Source organism: Gillisia limnaea DSM 15749 (genome assembly GCF_000243235.1).
GTDB lineage: Bacteria > Bacteroidota > Bacteroidia > Flavobacteriales > Flavobacteriaceae > Gillisia > Gillisia limnaea.
Genome location: NZ_JH594606.1, coordinates 563454 through 582331, shown reverse-complemented (window position 1 = coordinate 582331; position 18878 = coordinate 563454). Strand labels below are relative to the sequence as shown.

The following is an 18878-nucleotide window of genomic DNA, read 5'->3' as shown; positions in this document are numbered from 1 at the left end:
ACAAATAGATAAAAGTAATTTAATTAATTAAATGGCAGGATTAGCAACGAGTATAGAAAACCAAATTAAGAAACTTCGTGAGCGAGGTATGGTTTTAGACATAGAAGAAGATAAAATAATAGAAATATTGTTAGATATTGGCTACTATCGTTTAGGCTTCTATTGGCATCCTTTTGAAATTGATGCAGACCATAATTTTGCAGAAGGCACTAAATTATCAACTGTTATAGACCTTTATTATTTAGATGTAGATTTAAGGTATTTATTGATTAAGTACATAAATAGGTTAGAGTTAAACTTTAGAACAAACCTTATTTATTGGGCTTCTATGCGCTATGACCCAAATGCAATTTGGTACACAGACCCAACGATTATGGAGCAAGAGTATCTAAAAGATATAAAGTCACATTACAATAAGAATTTTAAAAAAAAGAACATACAAATAAGTAAGCATCACGCTAAATATCCTGATGATAGATATGCACCTTGTTGGAAAACATTTGAGTATTATACATTTGGTTCAATTGTGAAAGTCTATGAGCATATTATCGACCAAGATGTTAGGAAAGAGATTTGTTTACAATACGCAATAAAAAAACCTGAGAGGCTTCAAAACTTTTTAGACACTTTGGTGTTTGTTCGTAATAGTTGCGCTCATAGTGGCGTGATATTTGATTTACATATTGATGAAGGTGTAAGTGGAGTGCCTGGCGTTAAATTTAATAATGATTATAGTCATAGTTTAGATTCAGCTATTAAAGCATTACTCTACTTAATGGATAATATTTCGAGCAATCGAAAGAACGAATTAGAAAAAAAATTAGTCAAATTATTAGATAAATTTGCTGATAACGGTGTGATAAAAGATATAGTCGAAAAAAAATTAGGCTATCATTATGATAATTGAATTATAAAATAATTGTATATTTGCATCTTAAAAGTGTCCCATTATTCATTTGCATTAGTGGTGCACTCAAAAAAAATAAACAACCTCAGATACTGTCTGGGGTTTTTTTGTGCCTAAGATTTAATTGATTATTTGATGTGCAAACCTAACAGGGCAATTAAAAATTATAGAATACTATTTATTCAAAAATTGACCTCGCCTCCTCATAAATCCGCTCAAAATTAGCCTCTAAATCAGCCTTTGAATACTGCTTCGATTCCTGCGGTAATTCCCTTTCAATGTTCGCTAACTTAAACTGTACCTTCTTATCTATCCCATCCGCATACGTGATAAACTCGCCCTGTTTCAACCTGAAGAAATAATCAGCTCTTATTTTTGGGATTTCCTTCTCTCCTGTGGTTACGCGAGTATCAAAATCAAGGTTATAACCTCGGCTTACACTTTTGGTTGTATCTTTGACTATCTCAAAGAATCGTTCGTAATATTTTGCGGTGTCTGGATCGTTGACCTTTCCAAAAAACTGATAAGACAGATTACTCAAAATCGCCTTGCTCGCTTTATCGCCATACATCATATCGTTCTGAATCTTGTCCTGCATAACGTAAATCGTAGCGATATCATAACTCCGTAATGTTGCAGGAATACGATGCATATTCAGTAAGCGTATAGTAGGTGCCTCCTCCATGAGTAGGAAAGATGTTCTGGAATCCCGAACACTCATTTGCTTGATAATTGTATGGATGATTGTAGCGATAACAGGCGAATAGGAAGTATCAAATTTTGGATTGTTTACTATCGAAATTATTGCAGGATTATCTTCACTATTGATATTCAGCGGTACTTCATCTGCGGAAAGTACCATGAAAATTCGTTGTGTACTAATTCGTTTCAGCGCATTTGCTAAAGTGCTTTTTACGCCAGCTGTTTGTCTTTCAGAATCCTTACCACTAATAAAAGCATCTGCCATTGCTCTTGATGTGGTATTGGTTTCCAAAAATTGAATAAGGCTATCCGTGTCTAGATATTGATAGATAGCAATTAAATGAGGAAGGGTGCAGAATTGGGGATATGTAGTTTTCAGTTTCCAAATTAATCCGCCTATCAATCCTTCCGCAGCATCATTGAAAAATTTGGTGGTACCTGTGGATCCAGATTCCCTTTGCTCCAAAAGGTTTTCTATTAGCACCCTTGACACCTCATTTACGCTTTCCTCGTTCTCTAAATAGCGTGGAGCAATAGGATTTACTCTGTGAATTATTTTATCAAAGGAAATGACCTTAAACGGGATTTCATTATCCTTGAATAGGGGGTAGGCCATTTCGGTAAGTTCAAAATCTTTGTAATCGTGGATGATCCCACAGAACTTATACTTTTGAAAATGTTTTAGAAAACCGAAAACTACGCTTTCCGTTTTACCACTTCCGGCGGAACCAATAACTGACACTCCCCTTTTTATATTTTCAATTTTAAAACTTCTACTTGTGGTCTTAAATCGGACTTGATATTTTTTCGGAACTGTATCTATCAAATTACCATCAAAATAATAAGCATATGCCACTGTATTCAAAAACATTAGAGGACACGCTAAAAACACCATTCCTCTTAGTACAGAGTTTACACCATAACTGAATATGAATATCATCAACAGAATGCAAATATTGGTAATAAAAAGGTAGTATTTGAAACTGTAATAAAGAATATAAATAAAGAAACTTTTTGCTTTCATAATATTTGATTTTTAATTGTTTATTTCGTTAAATCCCGATTGAACTTGATTTGATGGCCACTTCCACACCACGTCGAAGCCCTTTAAATATTTTCATTGCCAATTGAGCCTGTGTAATTGGAATACTGGGCATTATTGGAATTCCAGATTTGCCCATTATTTTGAATGCTAATGCTTTTTCATTTGTTGGTAATTTCATAAGGGATGCGAAATAGACTTTGGGATTTTTAATAAAATCCTTTCTTGCCTTGTAGGTCTCGGCAAAGTTTCTTTGATAGACAAAAGTTTTATCAAAGGTTTTCTCAGCACTTTCAAAAAATTTATCTCGATCGAAGCCACGTTTTACATTCTTACCATGCATCTCCACTTCCGAAGCTTTGTGTTTACTTCCAGGCGACAGACTGAAGGTATTTGATGCATCCTTGCGGCTAACGATGATATGGATATGACTTTGATTTCCCGCCTTTGGCTTTCCCTGTACAATTCGTTTCCCATCGTGCTGATGTGGTGCTTCCTTTTCTAATTTTGTAATCGTTTTTTGCATCTCCTTTATATTTCCTTCTTTTCTACCTTCTTGCACATTTCGGATCTCAGATTTAAGTTGAAGTATTTTCGTTGCATAGGGTTGATTTTCTCTTATCTGTATGTCAGTTCCTTTAAAGGTTCTTTGATGTTCAATTTTTGCATAGTATTTTATATCATCAATGTTGATTGAGCGTCCATTAATTTCGCGATTGAAAGAAGCAACATAATCCTTCATCAGCTCACGGGTGTACTTTTTTAGATCTTCGCTGCTGTTCTGTAATCTGTTCAATTCATATTTTGAAGGACTAACAGTAATCGAATAAAATTTCGGTTCGGTCTTTTTGAGCTTAGCACCATTTCCATCAATATCTTTTACCACTTCCTCTGCTGAAATCTCATCGCCATATTGATTGAAAAAGTTTTCCATTTCTTCCTGTTCCAGACCTTGATTTTCTTTTTCCAGATAGCCTACAAAATCTGCTGAACTTTGTGAGTAGGTGCCTCCTAATATTTGAGGTGTGATTGTGATATACATTTCTGGAAAATTTAAAGTTCGTTGTTTGGATTTTGCTTTTCTTGAAAACGTACTTCTTTCTTTTCCTCGATAAATTTCTTTTCCAAAATCAAAGGTTTTTTTGCGGGTGCTTCTGTCTGAAAAAGAGATTCTATCATCGCAACTGTCGGCTTGGTTTGTGTCTTTTCCATATCCCTCATTATGGCAATTACCGCATTGATTCTTTTTTTGATTGAAGCTTCTATTGTTCTTCCGGTTGGACCCAATTTTTCCTTTGGAGAGATTTCGTTGTAGAAGAAGAAATCGAGCATCGTGCCCATTGCCTCGGTATGTGATTTGAAGTGTGTTCTTGAAAATTCCTGAAAACGTTTTGCTATTTTCTTTTTGAATCTAATTCCAATAAATGAGTCCATAATTCGCCGATTTGTCGCAAATTCTTCTCTAAAAATGGGCTCTAACGAAGCGTTTGTCGCAAATCGCTAAGAGATAGGAAATTATATTATTTTCAAGTGGCTGATTATCAGCATTTTGAAAACGAAAAGGAGTGCTTAACATCGCGTAGCGTGTTACCCTCTTGCTACTCCTTTTCGTCCCGCCAAGCGGGACAAAAATTTCGTACAATCTGACTAAAAAGCCAATTGCCATTTTAGGGAAATAAATTTCCGATATGTTATTTTTCGATGGGTATGGTTATCGGCGAAAGTCGAAAAATGGATAACCCTACGTAAAATTGAATGCTGAATTTCAGCATTTTAAATATACAGTTTTTAATACATAAATTGAAAATTTATCCCATAAAAAAAGATCTGAACTCGCCAGATCTTTTTAAGGTAATTAAATTAAGAAGCTAAGATTACAAAATCCCTTCATCAGCAAAAGAGAAGTAATCCCCATCTGGAATAATAATGAGATGATCCAATAATTTTATATCTAAAAATTCACCTGCATTTTTAATTTTATTAGTCAGTTGCTTATCTGCTTCGCTGGGTTTTAAATTTCCCGATGGATGGTTATGGGCTAAAATTATAGATGTCGTAAGTGATTTTAATATTACTGCAAATAGGATTCGCACATCCACAAGCGTACCTGTGATTCCTCCAGTGGAAACTTCAAAAATTCCTTTCACTTTATTGGAATTGTTTAAAAGCATGACCTTAAAGCATTCCTGTAATCCAATGCGGTCTTTATCCCAAGATTCAAATAATAGTTCTACTGCACTGTTTGAAGAAGTAATCTTAGGAGCCTGTTTCATTTTAAAATTTCCCTGATATTTTATCGAAATTTCATTAACTTTAGTTTTCATATTGATCTGTATTATAAGGGTTAATATTAAAAAGAGGGCGCAACTATCAAGGGAACGCCCTCTTTATTTTTAAAACACTATTCGTTAGTGTCATTTCCGTTCTTGCTACCCAGTAATAAGATTTCACTCGCTATCACTTCGGTAACATACCTTTTTTCGCCTTCGCTTGTTTCGTAGGAGCGGGAGCTCAATTTACCTTCGAGGGCAATTTCTTTTCCTTTGCCTACATAACTTTCAACGATATCTGCGATTTTTCCCCAGGCTACAATATTGTGCCATTGGGTGTCCTGTACTTTTTCGCCTTTTGAATCTTTATAAAATTCGTTAGTGGCGATTGAAAAGCTGGCTACTTTTTTACCGCTTTCAAGGTTCTTGATTTCAGGGGCATTCCCCACATTTCCGATTAATTGAACTTTGTTTCTAAGTGTACTCATGATTGAAAAATTTAAATGAATTGTTAATTTTCCTGCTATCACCCACAGGTAGGTTTAAAAAATTTACTTATTGTATCCTGAGCGTTTTCCTTTTTTGATTTTTTAACTCTTTTTCCGCTTCAGTTTTATGGATTTGATAAGATTTCATGGTTTCTGTTTTAAAATTTACTTTCCGTAGAGCCTTCACTGTTACCTTTTTTGATGCTGATACAGTTTCAGGATTTAGAATTAGGGAGGACTTATAAAAAGGGAGCGCAGGGACCGGCTTTATGCAGTCTGGACTAACTTCTAAATCATGGTATTTTGCTTTACAAAAAAGGTAAAGACAGTGGAGGTCGGGGAGTGGGTTTAAATAAACATGGGAAGTATTAAAGGAATTTGAAGAGGAAAAAAGAATAATAAATGGAATTCCAGACTGGCGGACTTAATCCAGAAATTACTGGTTGTAATGAAGTGTTCCGATTTTTTTATCGGGGTAGCGAAATGGAAATGTGTAATTTTTGGATTGTGTCCAAGACTTTTTGCAGTGAAGCTCTTTTCCTGAAATGGAGTTTTTGCGGAATTTAAGGGAATGTGCTGAATGGGTAGGGGAAAGGGATTATTTTTGTTAAGTAGGATTTAAAGCGGACATGACTTCAAGATAGAGATAAGAATGGAGTTTGGCCGCTTCCCGATTTTTCTCGGGAATGAGTGGGCAAGTGGAATGGAAATCGGAGTCTTTGAAGTTGTGTCCAAGACTTCTTTTAGTTAAACTCTTTTCCCGTAATGAAGCTCTTTGCGGAATGTAGTGGGAATGTGCTGATTAGGTTTATGGAAAAAACATAACTATAAAATAATAAGGATGATTTTATAGAACACGATGAAATCTGCGTTTATCCCGGAATATTTTCAATTAAAAGTGTATATTCGATTTCATATAACACGTTGCATGCAATAAAACGGGCTTCTGGAAATTAAAATGGATTTTGCGGAAAGGTTACTAAAATGTGGACAACTCCTGGAATTAAATCAAGGGAGCGGACAAAGGAAGGCTCCCTTTTTCAGACTTGTGCGATTGAAATCGTTGAGAGTTTTACTATCAGAACGTTGACACGTACCAAAGTCTGAGGAAAGGTAGCGGAAAGAAACCATATTTTCTATGGAGGATTTCCGGTAATTTTGCAGTTTAATTCCAGGAGTTGGACTCGTAGCCCGAATTTTTTACCAACGATGCTTTATCCAGCGCGAGAGGATAAAGACACATAAGTAAAAATAAAATCCATTTTAAAAGAAATTATTGTAGCACCCGTCTGACTTCGTAATTTTTGATTCGCATTATTAACCAAATAATGCTAAATTACTGCACGCAACGGCGCATAAGCGCCATTTGAAAAAAAACGGCGCTTATACGCAGACGTTGTGCCTCATTAAAAAACTTCCGAACTGAATGAAATTATTTCCGACTAAAAACCTAAAAGCTAAATTGACAGAAGATTGTTCAATAGCTCTAGCGGAATTAAAACAAAATACAGATATAACAGATTCACTAGTTTCGAGCCGGACGAAAAAAGCATTTCGCGGACAAGTATCTGAAACTGAATTTAAAATAATATCATCTGAAATTGGTACCGGATCAATTTGCGTGTTGACTGGAAAATTTGACGGAACTATAGGTGAAATTGAAGTAAAAATACATAAAGCATTTAAAGTGATGTTTTCTATACTTTTATCATATCCTTTTATAGGCTTTGGATTAATTTGCTTTAATGAAGGTTTTGAAAAAGCAGTTGAATTTTTACCAACTCTATTAATCGGACTTCTATTTATAAGATTTGTATTTATTGAACTGAGTTTTAACATTATTTCAAAAATCGGACTAAATAAATTGACCAAAATAATGAGAATAGAAAAACTGATTAAGCAACGAGGCACAACATCGTTTAACAGCAAATAGCGGGTATTTGAACAAAAAGTAATATTTTTGACATCAAGAAGCAAACAACAAAGCCGACAAGTTCGCGTCCCTACTCCACGCCACTTGCGTTAAACAAGACCGTTGTGCAACATATTTACTACAATTGAAAATTTGAAATAAATTGATGAAATATATAAAATATCTGATTTCCTTCCTTCTGATTTTCGGTCTGACGGTTAACGAATGTTTTATTTATTCTCCAATAAATTCCACAAACTATCATCAAGTTTCCTACGTCAATACTAGAAAAGAATTTGGCCATAAGTCTTCGGAACTGCACACCTTTGGTAGAAAAATTCTGTCAGGAAAAGCATTTATTGCATTCATTTCGTATTGCAATCTTCGAGAGGTTTATAGTACTCAAATTCTAACTATTTTAAAATTACGAATTGAACTTTATCAAAATATAAATTCCATGATAGTTCAACACGTTTTTTTGAATAAAATAATCACATCAAGTAACCAATATTCAAGTTTATACATAGCATAGAGCTTATTTAATTTTCTATGCGAATATGCACTTCGCTGCATAAAATGATAAAACAAATGTCTAATCATTTATCATTACTAAAATGTATAAACAAAAGAATAAAAACCATTTAGAGAAATCCAAACATTGCGTCCATTGGATAAAAAGAAAGCTTATCTTAATCATTACCGCAGTGATGCTTGGAATGTCCAATGCAATGTATGATGAAGATAAAATGATTAATGATAATCAAAATCATACTGAACAAGAACAGAAAAAAGATTGACAGAATTAAAAAAATACGTTGCACAACATCGGTTAAGCGCAAATAGCGGGCAATTGAGTGAAAAGTGTTATTTTAGAGACCAAAAAACAAACAACTAAGCCGACAAGAATGCGTCCCTACTCCACGCTACTTGCCTTAACCAAGACCGTCAGACTGTCTAATAACCTACCATTCTTAATAACTTTGTTAACTTCTATTGTGATTTTTGTTTCTACTCCTTTGAGATTAGTAGTATCTTCATGCTATGAGATTTATAGAAGGAAAAGACCGCAAACAATCCTCGCTGTTCCCTGTATCGCTGGAAGATGCTATTGATCAGGAAAATGAGGTAAGGGCCGTAGATATTTTTGTTGATAGCCTGAACCTGGAAAAGATGGGCTTTCGGATACATTTTCCTGAAGGTGGAAGACCAGCCTACCACCCGGGGGTACTACTAAAATTATTTATCTACGGTTATATGAACCGTCTTCGCTCCTCCCGAAACCTGGAGCGTGAATCCAAACGCAACATTGAATTGATGTGGCTCCTACAGCAACTTTCACCAGATCATAATACCATTGCGAATTTCAGAAAGGACAATCCCGATGCCATCAAAAAAGTATTTAGGGCTACGGTAGCGCTGGCAAAAAATTTTAATTTGATTGGAGGGAAGCTTATTGCAGGTGACGGTACCAAGCTGCGGGCCCAGAACAGCAAAAAGAACAACTTCAATAAAAAGAAGATTGATCGCCACCTTAATTATATTGACAACAAGCTTCAGGGATATAACGATGCCCTGGAACTGGCTGATAGTACTTTAGCTAAAGAAAATATTCATAAGGAAATGAACAAGCACAATACCCGAAAGGATAAATACCATAAATTACAAGAGCAGTTAGATCAAACCAAAGAAGAACAAATTTCTACCTCAGATCCCGAGAGCCGCCATATGGTCTTGCGTAGTAATATCACTGAAGTAGCTTACAATGTGCAGTCCACTGTAGATGCCGAGAATTGCATACCTATTGATTATGAAGTCACCAGCCACAACGATAGAAAGGCGATGGGAGCTATGGTGAGAAGGGCAAAATCCATTCTGGGGAATAATAGTTTTACGGCTCTTTTTGACAAAGGCTATCATACAGGTTCTGAGTTGGAAATTGCGCAGAAACTAAATATTAAAACCCTGGTAGCCATTCCGGCACCAGCTTCCAATGCGCCAGATCCCAGGTATAATATCCAGCATTTTATTTACGATCCCCGGGAAGATCATTACATCTGTCCCGAGAATCATTTTCTGAAAACCAATGGGACCTTTTATATCAACCACCGTGGGAAATCCAACGAATCGAAATTCAAGCAGTATAAAACAAAAGCCTGCAAAGGCTGCCCGGTTCGCGAGCTATGTACGACGGCAAAAAACGCGAGGATCCTGGCAAGGAATATTTACACTCCTGTTTATGAACAAAATAAAAAAATATGGAGGCTGATCCCCAATTGTACCGCCGCAGGCAAGCAATTGTAGAACATCCCTTTGGAACCATGAAAAGACAATGGGGTTTTGATCATATCCTTTCCAAGAAAGGAAAGAAACGGGCCTCTGCAGATGTTGGCTTTATCTTTATTGCTTATAATCTCAGACGCATATTAAATCTGATAGGTGAAAAAGCATTGAAAGGGGTACTGGAACCCAATTATGCTTATTTTTCTACCTTTATGAACGGGTGTAGAACAATTTTGGTGTTCATCCTCACTTTTAATTACAACATCCATAATTCCCACTTTATTTTTAAGCCTGCTACAAAAAGGCTTATTTTAGTCCGAAATTGGCAGAACTACTAAGGTTATTAGACAGACTGCCGTTGTAAAACATTGCTCAGATTGAGAAACTCAAAAAAATAATCAAAATTCTAAGTATAAAAAACCAATCTCCCGCAACTGTTGTGCTGACTTCTTTATGATTTAAATAAGAAACAAAACCCGCTCAACTCTGACTTTATTGACAATAGATTTTAAAAGATAAGAAATGCCAAAACTGAATGCTCTTAAAATCAGTTCGCTGACTTTTACTCAGGAAAGATAATTGTTAAAATTGAATGCTTTTAATTTGTAAGCTTCCCCTAATTAGAACTGTTCATTTTTCTAAAACTTCTATAAAGTTATTATTTTTTATTCTTCTGGGGCTAGCCCCAGAAGAATAAAGTTTGGCATATTTTACCGGCGACATTTTTCCTAGTGCGTCATGAGGTCTATGATTGTTATAATCGTGCATCCAGATTTGTGTTTGTTCTCTTACTTGGTGAATATCCTCAAAGATGTATTTATTAAGCACCCCTCTTCTATAAGAACCATTGAAGCGCTCTATAAACGCATTTTGCGTAGGTTTTCCTGGTTGGATATACTGGAATTCTATATTGTGCATCTGGCTCCATTCTGCCGTAAGGTGTGCAATAAACTCGGGGCCATTGTCCATTCTTATCTTCTTGGGTTTTCCCCTACGATTTATAAGATGGTTCAGCACCCAGACCACACGGTTGCTGGGAAGGGAAAAATCTACTTCAATATGCAGGGCTTGCCTATTAAAGTCGTCAATAACGTTGAATGACCTGAATCGCCTCTTGTTCTCAAGGACATCGTTCACAAAGTCTATGCTCCAGGTATCGTTGGGCTCGTCAGGAACGTCCAAAGGTTCCTGTATGCGGGTAGGCAGTCGTTTTTTGACCTTTCTTCTCAAAGGGAGTCCTAGCGCTACATATACCCTATGGACACGTTTGTGGTTCCATGGCTTTCCTTCGTCGCGCAATCGGTCATAAGCCTTCCAGAAACCTTCTTCCGAGTGATCTTCTACTTTTTTCCTCAAGGCGTCTTCTATCGGTTTGTCATCCTTGAACAAGCCTTTATAATAATAAACACTCTTGCTCATTCCCAAAACACGGCACGCCCTGCTAATACCGTAATGAATAAGTTCTTTGGTGATCGCTCGCTTTCGGCAGGGCTTTAGAGCTTTTTTTCGATGATCTCCTTGGCCATATCATGATCTAGGGAAAGACTCGCATACATCTGTTTAAGCCTGAAGTTCTCTTCTTCGAGTTGCTTTAGGCGTTTCAGCTCTTTACCGTTCATCCCGCCATAGCGCTCTCGCCACTTATAAAAAGCAGCGGTACTAACACCATGGTCACGGCTAATCTCTGCAGCAGTTTTACCATTATCAAACTCCTTGAGGATCTTGGCGATCTGTTGTGGGGAAAATTTACTCTTTTTCATACTGTTTAAATTTAAGAATTATTCTACTTTTAAACAGTTCGGTTTTAAGGGAAGCTTACAAATTTATCAATCTGATGATCACTCAGGCGAAAAAATAATTAAGAACAAAGGAATAAAAAACGGATTCTAACTCGGACGTGAAAAAATAAAATCAAGATTCAGAAAAGATTAAAACGACATAAAAAGGGTGACAACAAAACAACATATTCCGAAGATCGCAACGTTGTACAACATCGGTTAAGCGCAAATAGCGGGTATTTGAACAAATAGTTATATTTTAGAGACCAAGAAACAAACAACTAAGCCGACAAGAACGTGTCCCTACTCCACGCCACTTGCCTTAACCAAGACCGTTATCTTGCATTTAACAAAAATTGTGCTTAAATTCAAGACATTACGCATCGAAATACCAAAAATAAATTGAAACTGAAATACAAATAGAAACTGAAATACAAATAGAAATAGAAATAGAAATAGAAATAGAAATAGAAATTTAAAAAATCATTACGCCGAAATTATCACTCATACGAATAATTTAATTTTCCCGCTTTCCAATGTTAAGTTGCATCACGGGAGACATTGAGCTTGCCCCAAGGCAATTGCCAATTATTTTAAAAGCATTACGCCGAAATTTACTCTTACGGAATAATAACGCGGAAATTAAATCGGAATTTTTTTTGGTTTTTAAGTGCAAAACCGAAACTTTGTGTTCCCCGACCAAATTAGATTCATCCGAAAAAATATTTAAAAACTGAATGCGGAAAACCGTAATGGAATCTAAATGGAAATTATTAAATTAGAACTTTAAAAAACAATACGACGGAATTTATAAGAACGTCTAAAAAACAAAGATTGCGAATGGATAAAAACGCAAGATAATAACTAAGTATTCGGCTCGCCGATAGGCAAGAGCTGAATATTGTGTTGACGAATCCGGTGGAAATTTCTCTATGGGTAAAACGATGGATTTAAGGAAGGATAATCGGATGAGGAACTTTTACTTGAAGCTTCAAATTGTATTGAACTCACTCCATTTCTAATTGCATTTTTGTTTTTTTCGGTATCTCTCTTTACAATCTTTGGCTTTAATCATTTAATTTTAAAGTTGAGGCATAGCAGGATCTGTCCGCCTTCGCAGATCAATTCTTAGTTGCCCATAATCAATTTTTTATCTTTTAGGAGTTCTCTCCAATCTGCAGGTGGCCCTCGTCCATCAAACAGTAGTATTGTACGCAGTTTTCCTTTTTTACAAATAGGGCATCGACGATGCAAAAGCGGCTGTCTTGTTTTGTTGATTTCTATCTTTTTAGTGGCGAGTTCGGCTTGTAGTTTTGGCAACTTCTCCCTTTTCCAGCTGCTGCTCAAAATGCCATAATGCCGTATCCGGGTAAATCCTTTGGGTAAGATATGTAGGGCAAACCGCCGGATAAACTCTTGGGTAGATAACGTTAAGCTAGTTTTCCTGCCACCGTGCCGATACTCTTTGCCAGTAAAAGTCACCCTTCTGTCCTTGCTGTCAACTTTAGCAATCCGATGATTACTAATGGCTATTTTATGGGTGTATCTACCTAAGTATTCAATGACATATTTCGGGCTTCTAAAAGGTTGTTTGGCATACACGACCCACTTTTTGCTGAATACCGTATTGTAAACTTTTTGAGAAATTTTCAACTCACTTTTTCTAAGCTCAGCTACGTACTTTGACCTAAACACCTGGCTCATAGATTTTACGTTGAACAAGTATTTGCCGTGGTTCTTTGCTTTTTTCCATTTCCCTGCTTTGCTCAACCCACCTCCTGGCACAATGCAATGCAAGTGCGGATGCAGGCTCAAGTTCTGGCCCCAAGTATGAAGCACCGCAATCATACCCATTCTTCCGCCCAGGTGTTTTGGATTGTCCCCAAATTGCTGCAAAGTTTGCCAAGCAGCTTTAAATAAACTGCTGTACACTATTTTGCCGTGGCTAAGGGCATAACTATTGAATTCACTAGGAAGGGTAAACACCACGTGAAAATAGGGAACGTTCAAGAGTTCATCTTCTCTTGCCCTTATCCATTCTTCGCGCTTGTGCCCTTGACAGGATGGGCAGTGCCTGTTCCTGCAGCTGTTATAACTGATGTGCAGTTTATGGCAACAATCGCATTTATCAATGTGCCCGCCCATAGCTTTTGTCCGGCATCTCCTTATGGCCTGTAAAGCCCGATAATGCCATGAGGTAAGGCTCAAACTTTTGAGCTGTAGCTGTTCTATTTCCAGAATGTCAGCTACCGTATGTCTGGGGGGCATTACTTGTAGAGCTTGTCTAGGGGAGAAAACTTTGAGCCACTGGGCAAATTAGCTACATGGAGGTAGGTCAAAGTCATCTCGATATGGGCGTGCCCCAAAAGTTCCTTTAAGCTGACAATGTCAACGCCATATTCCAACAAATGCGTAGCAAAGCTGTGCCGTAGCGTATGGGCGGTAATTTTTTTGGAACTGCCTATCTTGCTCCGGTTTTCCTTGATCACCCAACGGATTCCGTTGGTGGTCAGCCCCCGCGCTTTCCCATCTTTGTACACCTGACTGTTAAAAAGATAGATTTGGGGGTTTTCTGTTTTGATGTACTTCTTTAGTCCTCTGTCCAAATGTTTGCTCAAGGGAACATAGCGATCGGTCTTGCCCTTCTTTTTGGGAACAAAGACTGTTCTGCGGTCAAAGTCAATGTCAGCTAATTTTAGGTTACACAGTTCATAGCTGCGAAGTCCACAGCCATACAGCATTCCAATGATCAAACGATGTTTGAGATATTTGGGCGCATTTAAAAGCCGTTTGATTTCTTTTTGGCTCAGGACGGTTGGCAATTTAAGGTCCCGCTTGATCTGTGGCAGGGCCACTCGCTTGGTCTCCATGCCCATTACCTTGTAGGCAGCTCTAAGGCCAAAAACGGTGTGCTTAAAGAAGCTTTCAGAAGGGGTCTTGTGGAGTTTTTGGCAATAATAAAGGTATTGCTCAATGTTTTCCACCGAGAGCTTCTCTGGGCTTTGATTATAGTGCAGGGCAAGGTGCGCCAGGCATCTGAGGTAATTGTTTAGGGTGCTCTTTGCCTTGCCATTGATGGAAAAGCTTTGTTCTAGATTGTTCTGGAGTGTACTGAAGCCTTCTACCTCTGAAAAGGCCTGTTCAGCAATGGTCTTACTTTTTTTTAAACATGATAAAAGATTTAAAGTTTAGCTACAAATTAATAAATCCATTACTTTTATAAACAAAAGATCCAAATTGAATAGTTCAGGAGAGCTTCCGACCGTAGGGAGGATTCGTTCAACATCGTTTAACAGCAAATAGCGGGCAATCGTGTTAAAAGTGTTATTTTAGAGACCAAGTAAAAAACAACAAAACCGACAAATACGTATCCCTACTCCACGCCACTTGCGTTAAACAAGACCGTTATATGCAAGCTTGGACGAAAAAATTTATATTTGAATACCTAACCTTTTATAACGCTTTGTTGCGTTGAATCCTTGAATCCAGCAATTTTCGTAATATGAAAAGATATTTGAAGAATAATAAAGAATGTATTTTTTGTAATTCAAGAAGAAAACTCATACAGGTTACTCCAGAGGAAATTGTAAGGCAGGAATTCGTCTCAAAATTAATTAATGAATATCATGTGCCACAAGAATTAATTAGTGTTGAAGTTCCGTTATCATACTATAAAAAAGGGAAACCAGGGCGAGCTGATATAATTGTATTAGGATTAGATCAAGATTCTCGGGAATTAATCCCACTAATTGTGATAGAATGCAAAGCTCCTAATATTCATTTAACTGATAAAGTATTTCAACAGGTAATGGGTTATGATGAGTTTTTAGGCCCTGAGATAATGGTAATGACGAATGGAATCGAAACAATAAGCTATAGTTGGAACAATGAAAAAGATGACTACTGCAAAATTGAATTTATCCCAAGTTATGCAGATATCATCGCCGGAATTGATTTAAAGTTTCAAGAAGATTTTAATGAACCTTGGATAAGACCTGATCATAAAGATCCTTTGGATATAAACTATCAGATATTATTGAATGATGCAATAATTGGAGAAGATTCAAACAAAATGTGGATTCCACTAATAACAAATTTAGCTGGATTAATATATGACGAGTCGCAAATTGCTAAAAACATCCAAATTAATGACAAGACTAAGGTAATTGATGGAGGACTAAGATATACAACTTTTGGAAATGCAGGAGGAGGAAGTTTCACAGGAATGTATCGATACTTTATGCTTGAGAATTTGAATAATGAAACAGAAATAATAAGTATTTCTATAATGGGTAAATTATCTTCTAAAAATCATCCTAAATGGGGAAATAGTAAAGGTAATACCATTTTTAATATAGCAATTGATGATTTTGAAAATAGCCATTTATCATTGGAATATGCTTTAGACAGATTTGTCACTAAAGAGAATTGCAAATATTCATTTTGGCATGATGGAACATTAACCGTGGGGAAATTAGGGAGGGTTAAAAATATTGAGGTAATTAATTATATAAAAGAGAATTCTCCAAGTTTAATCAAAGATGATAGAATTTATTTAGGAACAGTTGATAATACAATTGAATTCAAATGGGAAGATATTCAAGTAGCAAGTCTTATTTCTAATTTTATTAAATATGGAATTATTAGGGATCAATTTAGAAGAGCCTATAAGCAAGCCAGCATATAACAAAGAACTGAGCTAACTTCCAAGTAAATTATCCCATTTTTGATATAAATTTCTCATCATAGGGAAGCCCCGATTTTACTATAGCAAATGCCTGTTTCAGCAACTTGTTGCAAACTGCAATAAGCGCCAGCTTTTTACTCTTTCCTTTTGCAACAATTCGTTCATAGATTTCTCGGCATGCCTTGTTATGCTTACAAGCCGTGAAAATGCACATAAACTCAGAAATATAAGTGATGCAGATTCATATTGCGCGTTTATCAAAATTTGATATTAAGTTTAATCAATTAATAGAAAATTTAAAAATAGCTGAAAAAAAAGGTATAATACCTCCTAAGTTTGTTATAGATCGTGTTCTAGATGAAATGAAGGGATTTATTGGTGTCAAAAACGATAGGACAGCAACTGATCAAGATTTCAATAAGAACATGTCTCCCGTAAAATCAAATATTCTGTTCACAAATTTCGAATTGAAAATTGATAAATTAGATGAACTCTCTCTAGAGCAGAAAGACACCTACAAAAAAAAAGTTGAAAAAGAAATAGAGACAATAGTCTTTGGCGCTTACAAAAATCTTATTCATTATTTCGAACAACTACAAGAAAAAGCTACTTCAGATGATGGTGTTTGGAAGCTGCCCGATGGAGAAGCTTACTATCGCTATCAATCGAAACAACACACAACAACTAATCTAAATCCAGAAGAAGTACACCAAATCGGCCTGTCAGAGGTAGCAAGAATAAAGAAAGAAATGCAAAGTATTCTTTTGGACCAAGGGTATACAGATTCCACCAATACACTAGGCACCATCATTCAGAGGTTAAGTAAGGAAGATCGTTTTTTATTTCCTAATAAATAAAAAGGAAGACAAATGATTCTCGATGAATATAATAGTATCCTAACTGAAATAAGTGCAGGTTTAGACTATGCCGTTGATGTGCGGCCGAAAGCAGGTATTGAGGTGAAACGTGTTCCAGAATTTAAAAAAGAAGGTTCTGCTAGCGCTTATTATTATAGACCTGCAATGGATGGTTCAAGAGGTGGAACTTTCTATGCTAATCTTAGAGATGTGGAAGAAACTGTGAAATTTGGAATGAAAACATTGGCATATCATGAAGGGATACCCGGGCATCATTTTCAAATAGCAATTCAGTCTGAACTTGAAGGTGTTCCAATTTTTAGAACTATAGGGCTTTTTACAGCATATATTGAAGGTTGGGCTTTATATGCGGAGCAATTAGCATGGGAACTAGGTTTTTATAAAAATGACCCCTTTATTTTATTTTTTTCGGTTCCTTGTAGAACAAAAGAAATTTTTATAACTTTGTGTCACAAAGTACTTTTTATGAATTCGGAAGAAAAATACATTAAGGAAATCACAGAGATCCGTTCTATGATGGAGCGGTCAACCAAGTTCTTATCCTTATCAGGACTTTCAGGAATAATGGTAGGTATATATGCATTAGTGGGAGCGTATATAGCTTACCGGTTATTTTATGTAGAGAATGGATCCTTACTATATAATATTATAGACAGACAGGAAATGACGGCGGAAGTTGAGAACCTTATCATTTTAGCTTTGGTAATATTGGTATTGGCAGTGGGGACAGTAATAGTTTTATCCCTGAAGAAGTCTCAGAAAGATGGAGAGAAGTTGTGGAATCCTGCAGCCCGAAGAGCTGTTGTCAACATGGCAATTCCTTTAGTTACAGGTGGAATTTTTATTCTAATTCTTCTCTCCAATGGACTTTACGGATTTCTGGCTCCTGCAACGCTTCTTTTTTACGGGTTGGCTCTGGTCAATGCAAGTAAATTTACTTTTGAAGAATTAAGGTCTTTAGGTATTGTTCAAATATTACTGGGGCTTCTGGCTTCATATTTTATAGGATACGGACTTTTATTCTGGGCTTTGGGCTTTGGATTGATGCACATTGTGTATGGAATTGTTATGCATGTGAAGTACGAGAAATGAAAACTTTTCTGGATGATCTACATAAAGCCTTTGAAAGTAGGGTAAGGTTGGGAATCATGTCTGCACTGGCAGTAAATGACACGCTCGATTTTACTGCACTTAAAGAATTTTTAGATGTTACTGACGGAAATCTTGCCAGCCATATCAAGGCTCTGGAGAAGGAAGAATTCATTGGTGTTAAAAAAGCATTTATTGACAGAAAACCTAATACCAGATATTTTATGACAAAGCAGGGGAAGAAGGCGTTCGAAGAACATATTATGGCATTGGAAAAACTTATCAATTCCCATAAATAAAGCCTTGGTGAGAGCTAAAAAAATTTATATTACAACTTTGTAATTCAAAGTACTTTCAAAATATTAATTATGAATATTTCCTCCACATTAGATCGAATTCATTTAAAAGCAAGACAAAACAAATGGCTGTGGTTTTTCACCATATTCAATAGAGTAATGCTGGCATTGGGTTTTTTACCTTCAGGATTTGTCAAAGTGAATGGAGAACGGTTCACTGCTTTAGCCACTACGCATCCTATGGGAAGTTACCTGGAGGCTTTTTACCATACCGGGTTCTACTACCCTTTTGTGGGAGTAACGCAGATGACAGCAGCAGTACTATTGTTTATTCCCCGTACTGCCACTCTGGGTGCCCTTCTATATTTTCCAATTATCCTGAACATTTTTCTCCTTTCCTTTGCGGTTCGGTTTGAGGGGTCTCTCCTCACCTCTCCTCTTATGGTGATCGCATGTTTCTATCTGCTGTGCTGGGATTGGCATAAGCTCAAATTTATTTTCTTTCCCGATGCTCCAAAAACCATTGTCCCTTCCAGAAAGGAATTGAGC

Annotated in this window: 13 protein-coding genes and 3 pseudogenes; 7 read left to right on the top strand and 9 right to left on the bottom strand. The window is 36.5% G+C overall.

Features of this window, described 5'->3' with window-relative positions:
• Positions 1-31 precede the first annotated feature (31 nt).
• Positions 32-907 (top strand): Abi family protein, encoded by an 876-nt coding sequence (locus tag GILLI_RS04300; protein WP_006987894.1) that lies wholly within the window; start codon positions 32-34, stop codon positions 905-907.
• A 178-nt stretch (positions 908-1085) separates the two neighbouring features.
• Here the strand turns inward: GILLI_RS04300 and GILLI_RS04295 are convergent, their stop codons facing one another.
• The 5 genes from GILLI_RS04295 to GILLI_RS04275 form a co-directional block, all read right to left on the bottom strand.
• Positions 1086-2633 (bottom strand): type IV secretory system conjugative DNA transfer family protein, encoded by a 1548-nt coding sequence (locus GILLI_RS04295; protein ID WP_006987893.1) that lies wholly within the window; start codon positions 2631-2633, stop codon positions 1086-1088.
• A gap of 28 nt (positions 2634-2661) precedes the next feature.
• Positions 2662-3693 carry a MobB family relaxase gene (mobB, locus tag GILLI_RS04290; protein WP_006987892.1) on the bottom strand — a complete coding sequence of 344 codons (1032 nt, stop codon included), beginning with the start codon at positions 3691-3693 and terminating at the stop codon, positions 2662-2664.
• A gap of 11 nt (positions 3694-3704) precedes the next feature.
• Complete coding sequence (locus tag GILLI_RS04285; RefSeq protein WP_006987891.1) at positions 3705-4085, bottom strand: BfmA/BtgA family mobilization protein; 381 nt, start codon at positions 4083-4085, stop codon at positions 3705-3707.
• A 440-nt stretch (positions 4086-4525) separates the two neighbouring features.
• A complete protein-coding gene (locus GILLI_RS04280) occupies positions 4526-4975 on the bottom strand; it encodes a JAB domain-containing protein (protein WP_006987890.1) in 450 nt (149 codons plus the stop codon).
• A 77-nt stretch (positions 4976-5052) separates the two neighbouring features.
• Positions 5053-5409: a single-stranded DNA-binding protein gene (locus tag GILLI_RS04275; protein ID WP_006987889.1), complete on the bottom strand. Its 357-nt coding sequence runs from the start codon at positions 5407-5409 to the stop codon at positions 5053-5055.
• A 1426-nt stretch (positions 5410-6835) separates the two neighbouring features.
• Here GILLI_RS04275 and GILLI_RS04270 point away from each other — a divergent pair.
• Positions 6836-7342, top strand: a complete 507-nt coding sequence (locus GILLI_RS04270; protein ID WP_006987888.1) for a hypothetical protein — start codon at positions 6836-6838, stop codon at positions 7340-7342.
• A 1020-nt stretch (positions 7343-8362) separates the two neighbouring features.
• Positions 8363-9939 (top strand): annotated as a pseudogene (locus tag GILLI_RS04260) (IS1182 family transposase).
• A 292-nt stretch (positions 9940-10231) separates the two neighbouring features.
• On the opposite strand, the gene GILLI_RS04255 reads toward GILLI_RS04260, so the two are convergent.
• From GILLI_RS04255 to GILLI_RS04235, 3 genes are all read right to left on the bottom strand, one after another.
• Positions 10232-11361, bottom strand: a protein-coding gene (locus tag GILLI_RS04255) for an IS3 family transposase (protein WP_156798644.1) whose coding sequence is annotated in 2 segments (ribosomal slippage) — positions 10232-11100 and positions 11100-11361 — 1131 coding nt in all. Because the reading frame shifts where the segments join, the coding sequence is not laid out codon by codon here.
• A gap of 1146 nt (positions 11362-12507) precedes the next feature.
• Positions 12508-13647 (bottom strand): IS91 family transposase, encoded by a 1140-nt coding sequence (locus tag GILLI_RS04240; protein WP_006987883.1) that lies wholly within the window; start codon positions 13645-13647, stop codon positions 12508-12510.
• Complete coding sequence (locus GILLI_RS04235) at positions 13647-14363, bottom strand: tyrosine-type recombinase/integrase (protein ID WP_245545599.1); 717 nt, start codon at positions 14361-14363, stop codon at positions 13647-13649. Before GILLI_RS04235 ends, GILLI_RS04240 begins: the two co-directional genes overlap by 1 nt.
• A gap of 518 nt (positions 14364-14881) precedes the next feature.
• Between GILLI_RS04235 and GILLI_RS04230 the strand changes: the two genes are divergently transcribed.
• Positions 14882-16066: a type I restriction enzyme HsdR N-terminal domain-containing protein gene (locus GILLI_RS04230; protein ID WP_006987881.1), complete on the top strand. Its 1185-nt coding sequence runs from the start codon at positions 14882-14884 to the stop codon at positions 16064-16066.
• Positions 16067-16094: 28 nt separating this feature from the next.
• On the opposite strand, the pseudogene GILLI_RS18780 reads toward GILLI_RS04230, so the two are convergent.
• Positions 16095-16283 (bottom strand): annotated as a pseudogene (locus tag GILLI_RS18780) (IS110 family transposase); the annotation flags it as partial.
• 16 nt (positions 16284-16299) lie between these two features.
• Here GILLI_RS18780 and GILLI_RS19115 point away from each other — a divergent pair.
• The 3 genes and pseudogenes from GILLI_RS19115 to GILLI_RS18505 all read left to right on the top strand — a co-directional run.
• A pseudogene (locus GILLI_RS19115) lies at positions 16300-18036 on the top strand (DUF885 domain-containing protein).
• Positions 18033-18332: a winged helix-turn-helix domain-containing protein gene (locus GILLI_RS04210; protein WP_006987879.1), complete on the top strand. Its 300-nt coding sequence runs from the start codon at positions 18033-18035 to the stop codon at positions 18330-18332. Before GILLI_RS19115 ends, GILLI_RS04210 begins: the two are co-directional and overlap by 4 nt.
• A 69-nt stretch (positions 18333-18401) precedes the next feature.
• Positions 18402-18878: hypothetical protein (locus GILLI_RS18505; RefSeq protein WP_006987878.1), on the top strand; the 477-nt coding region annotated here is incomplete at its 3' end.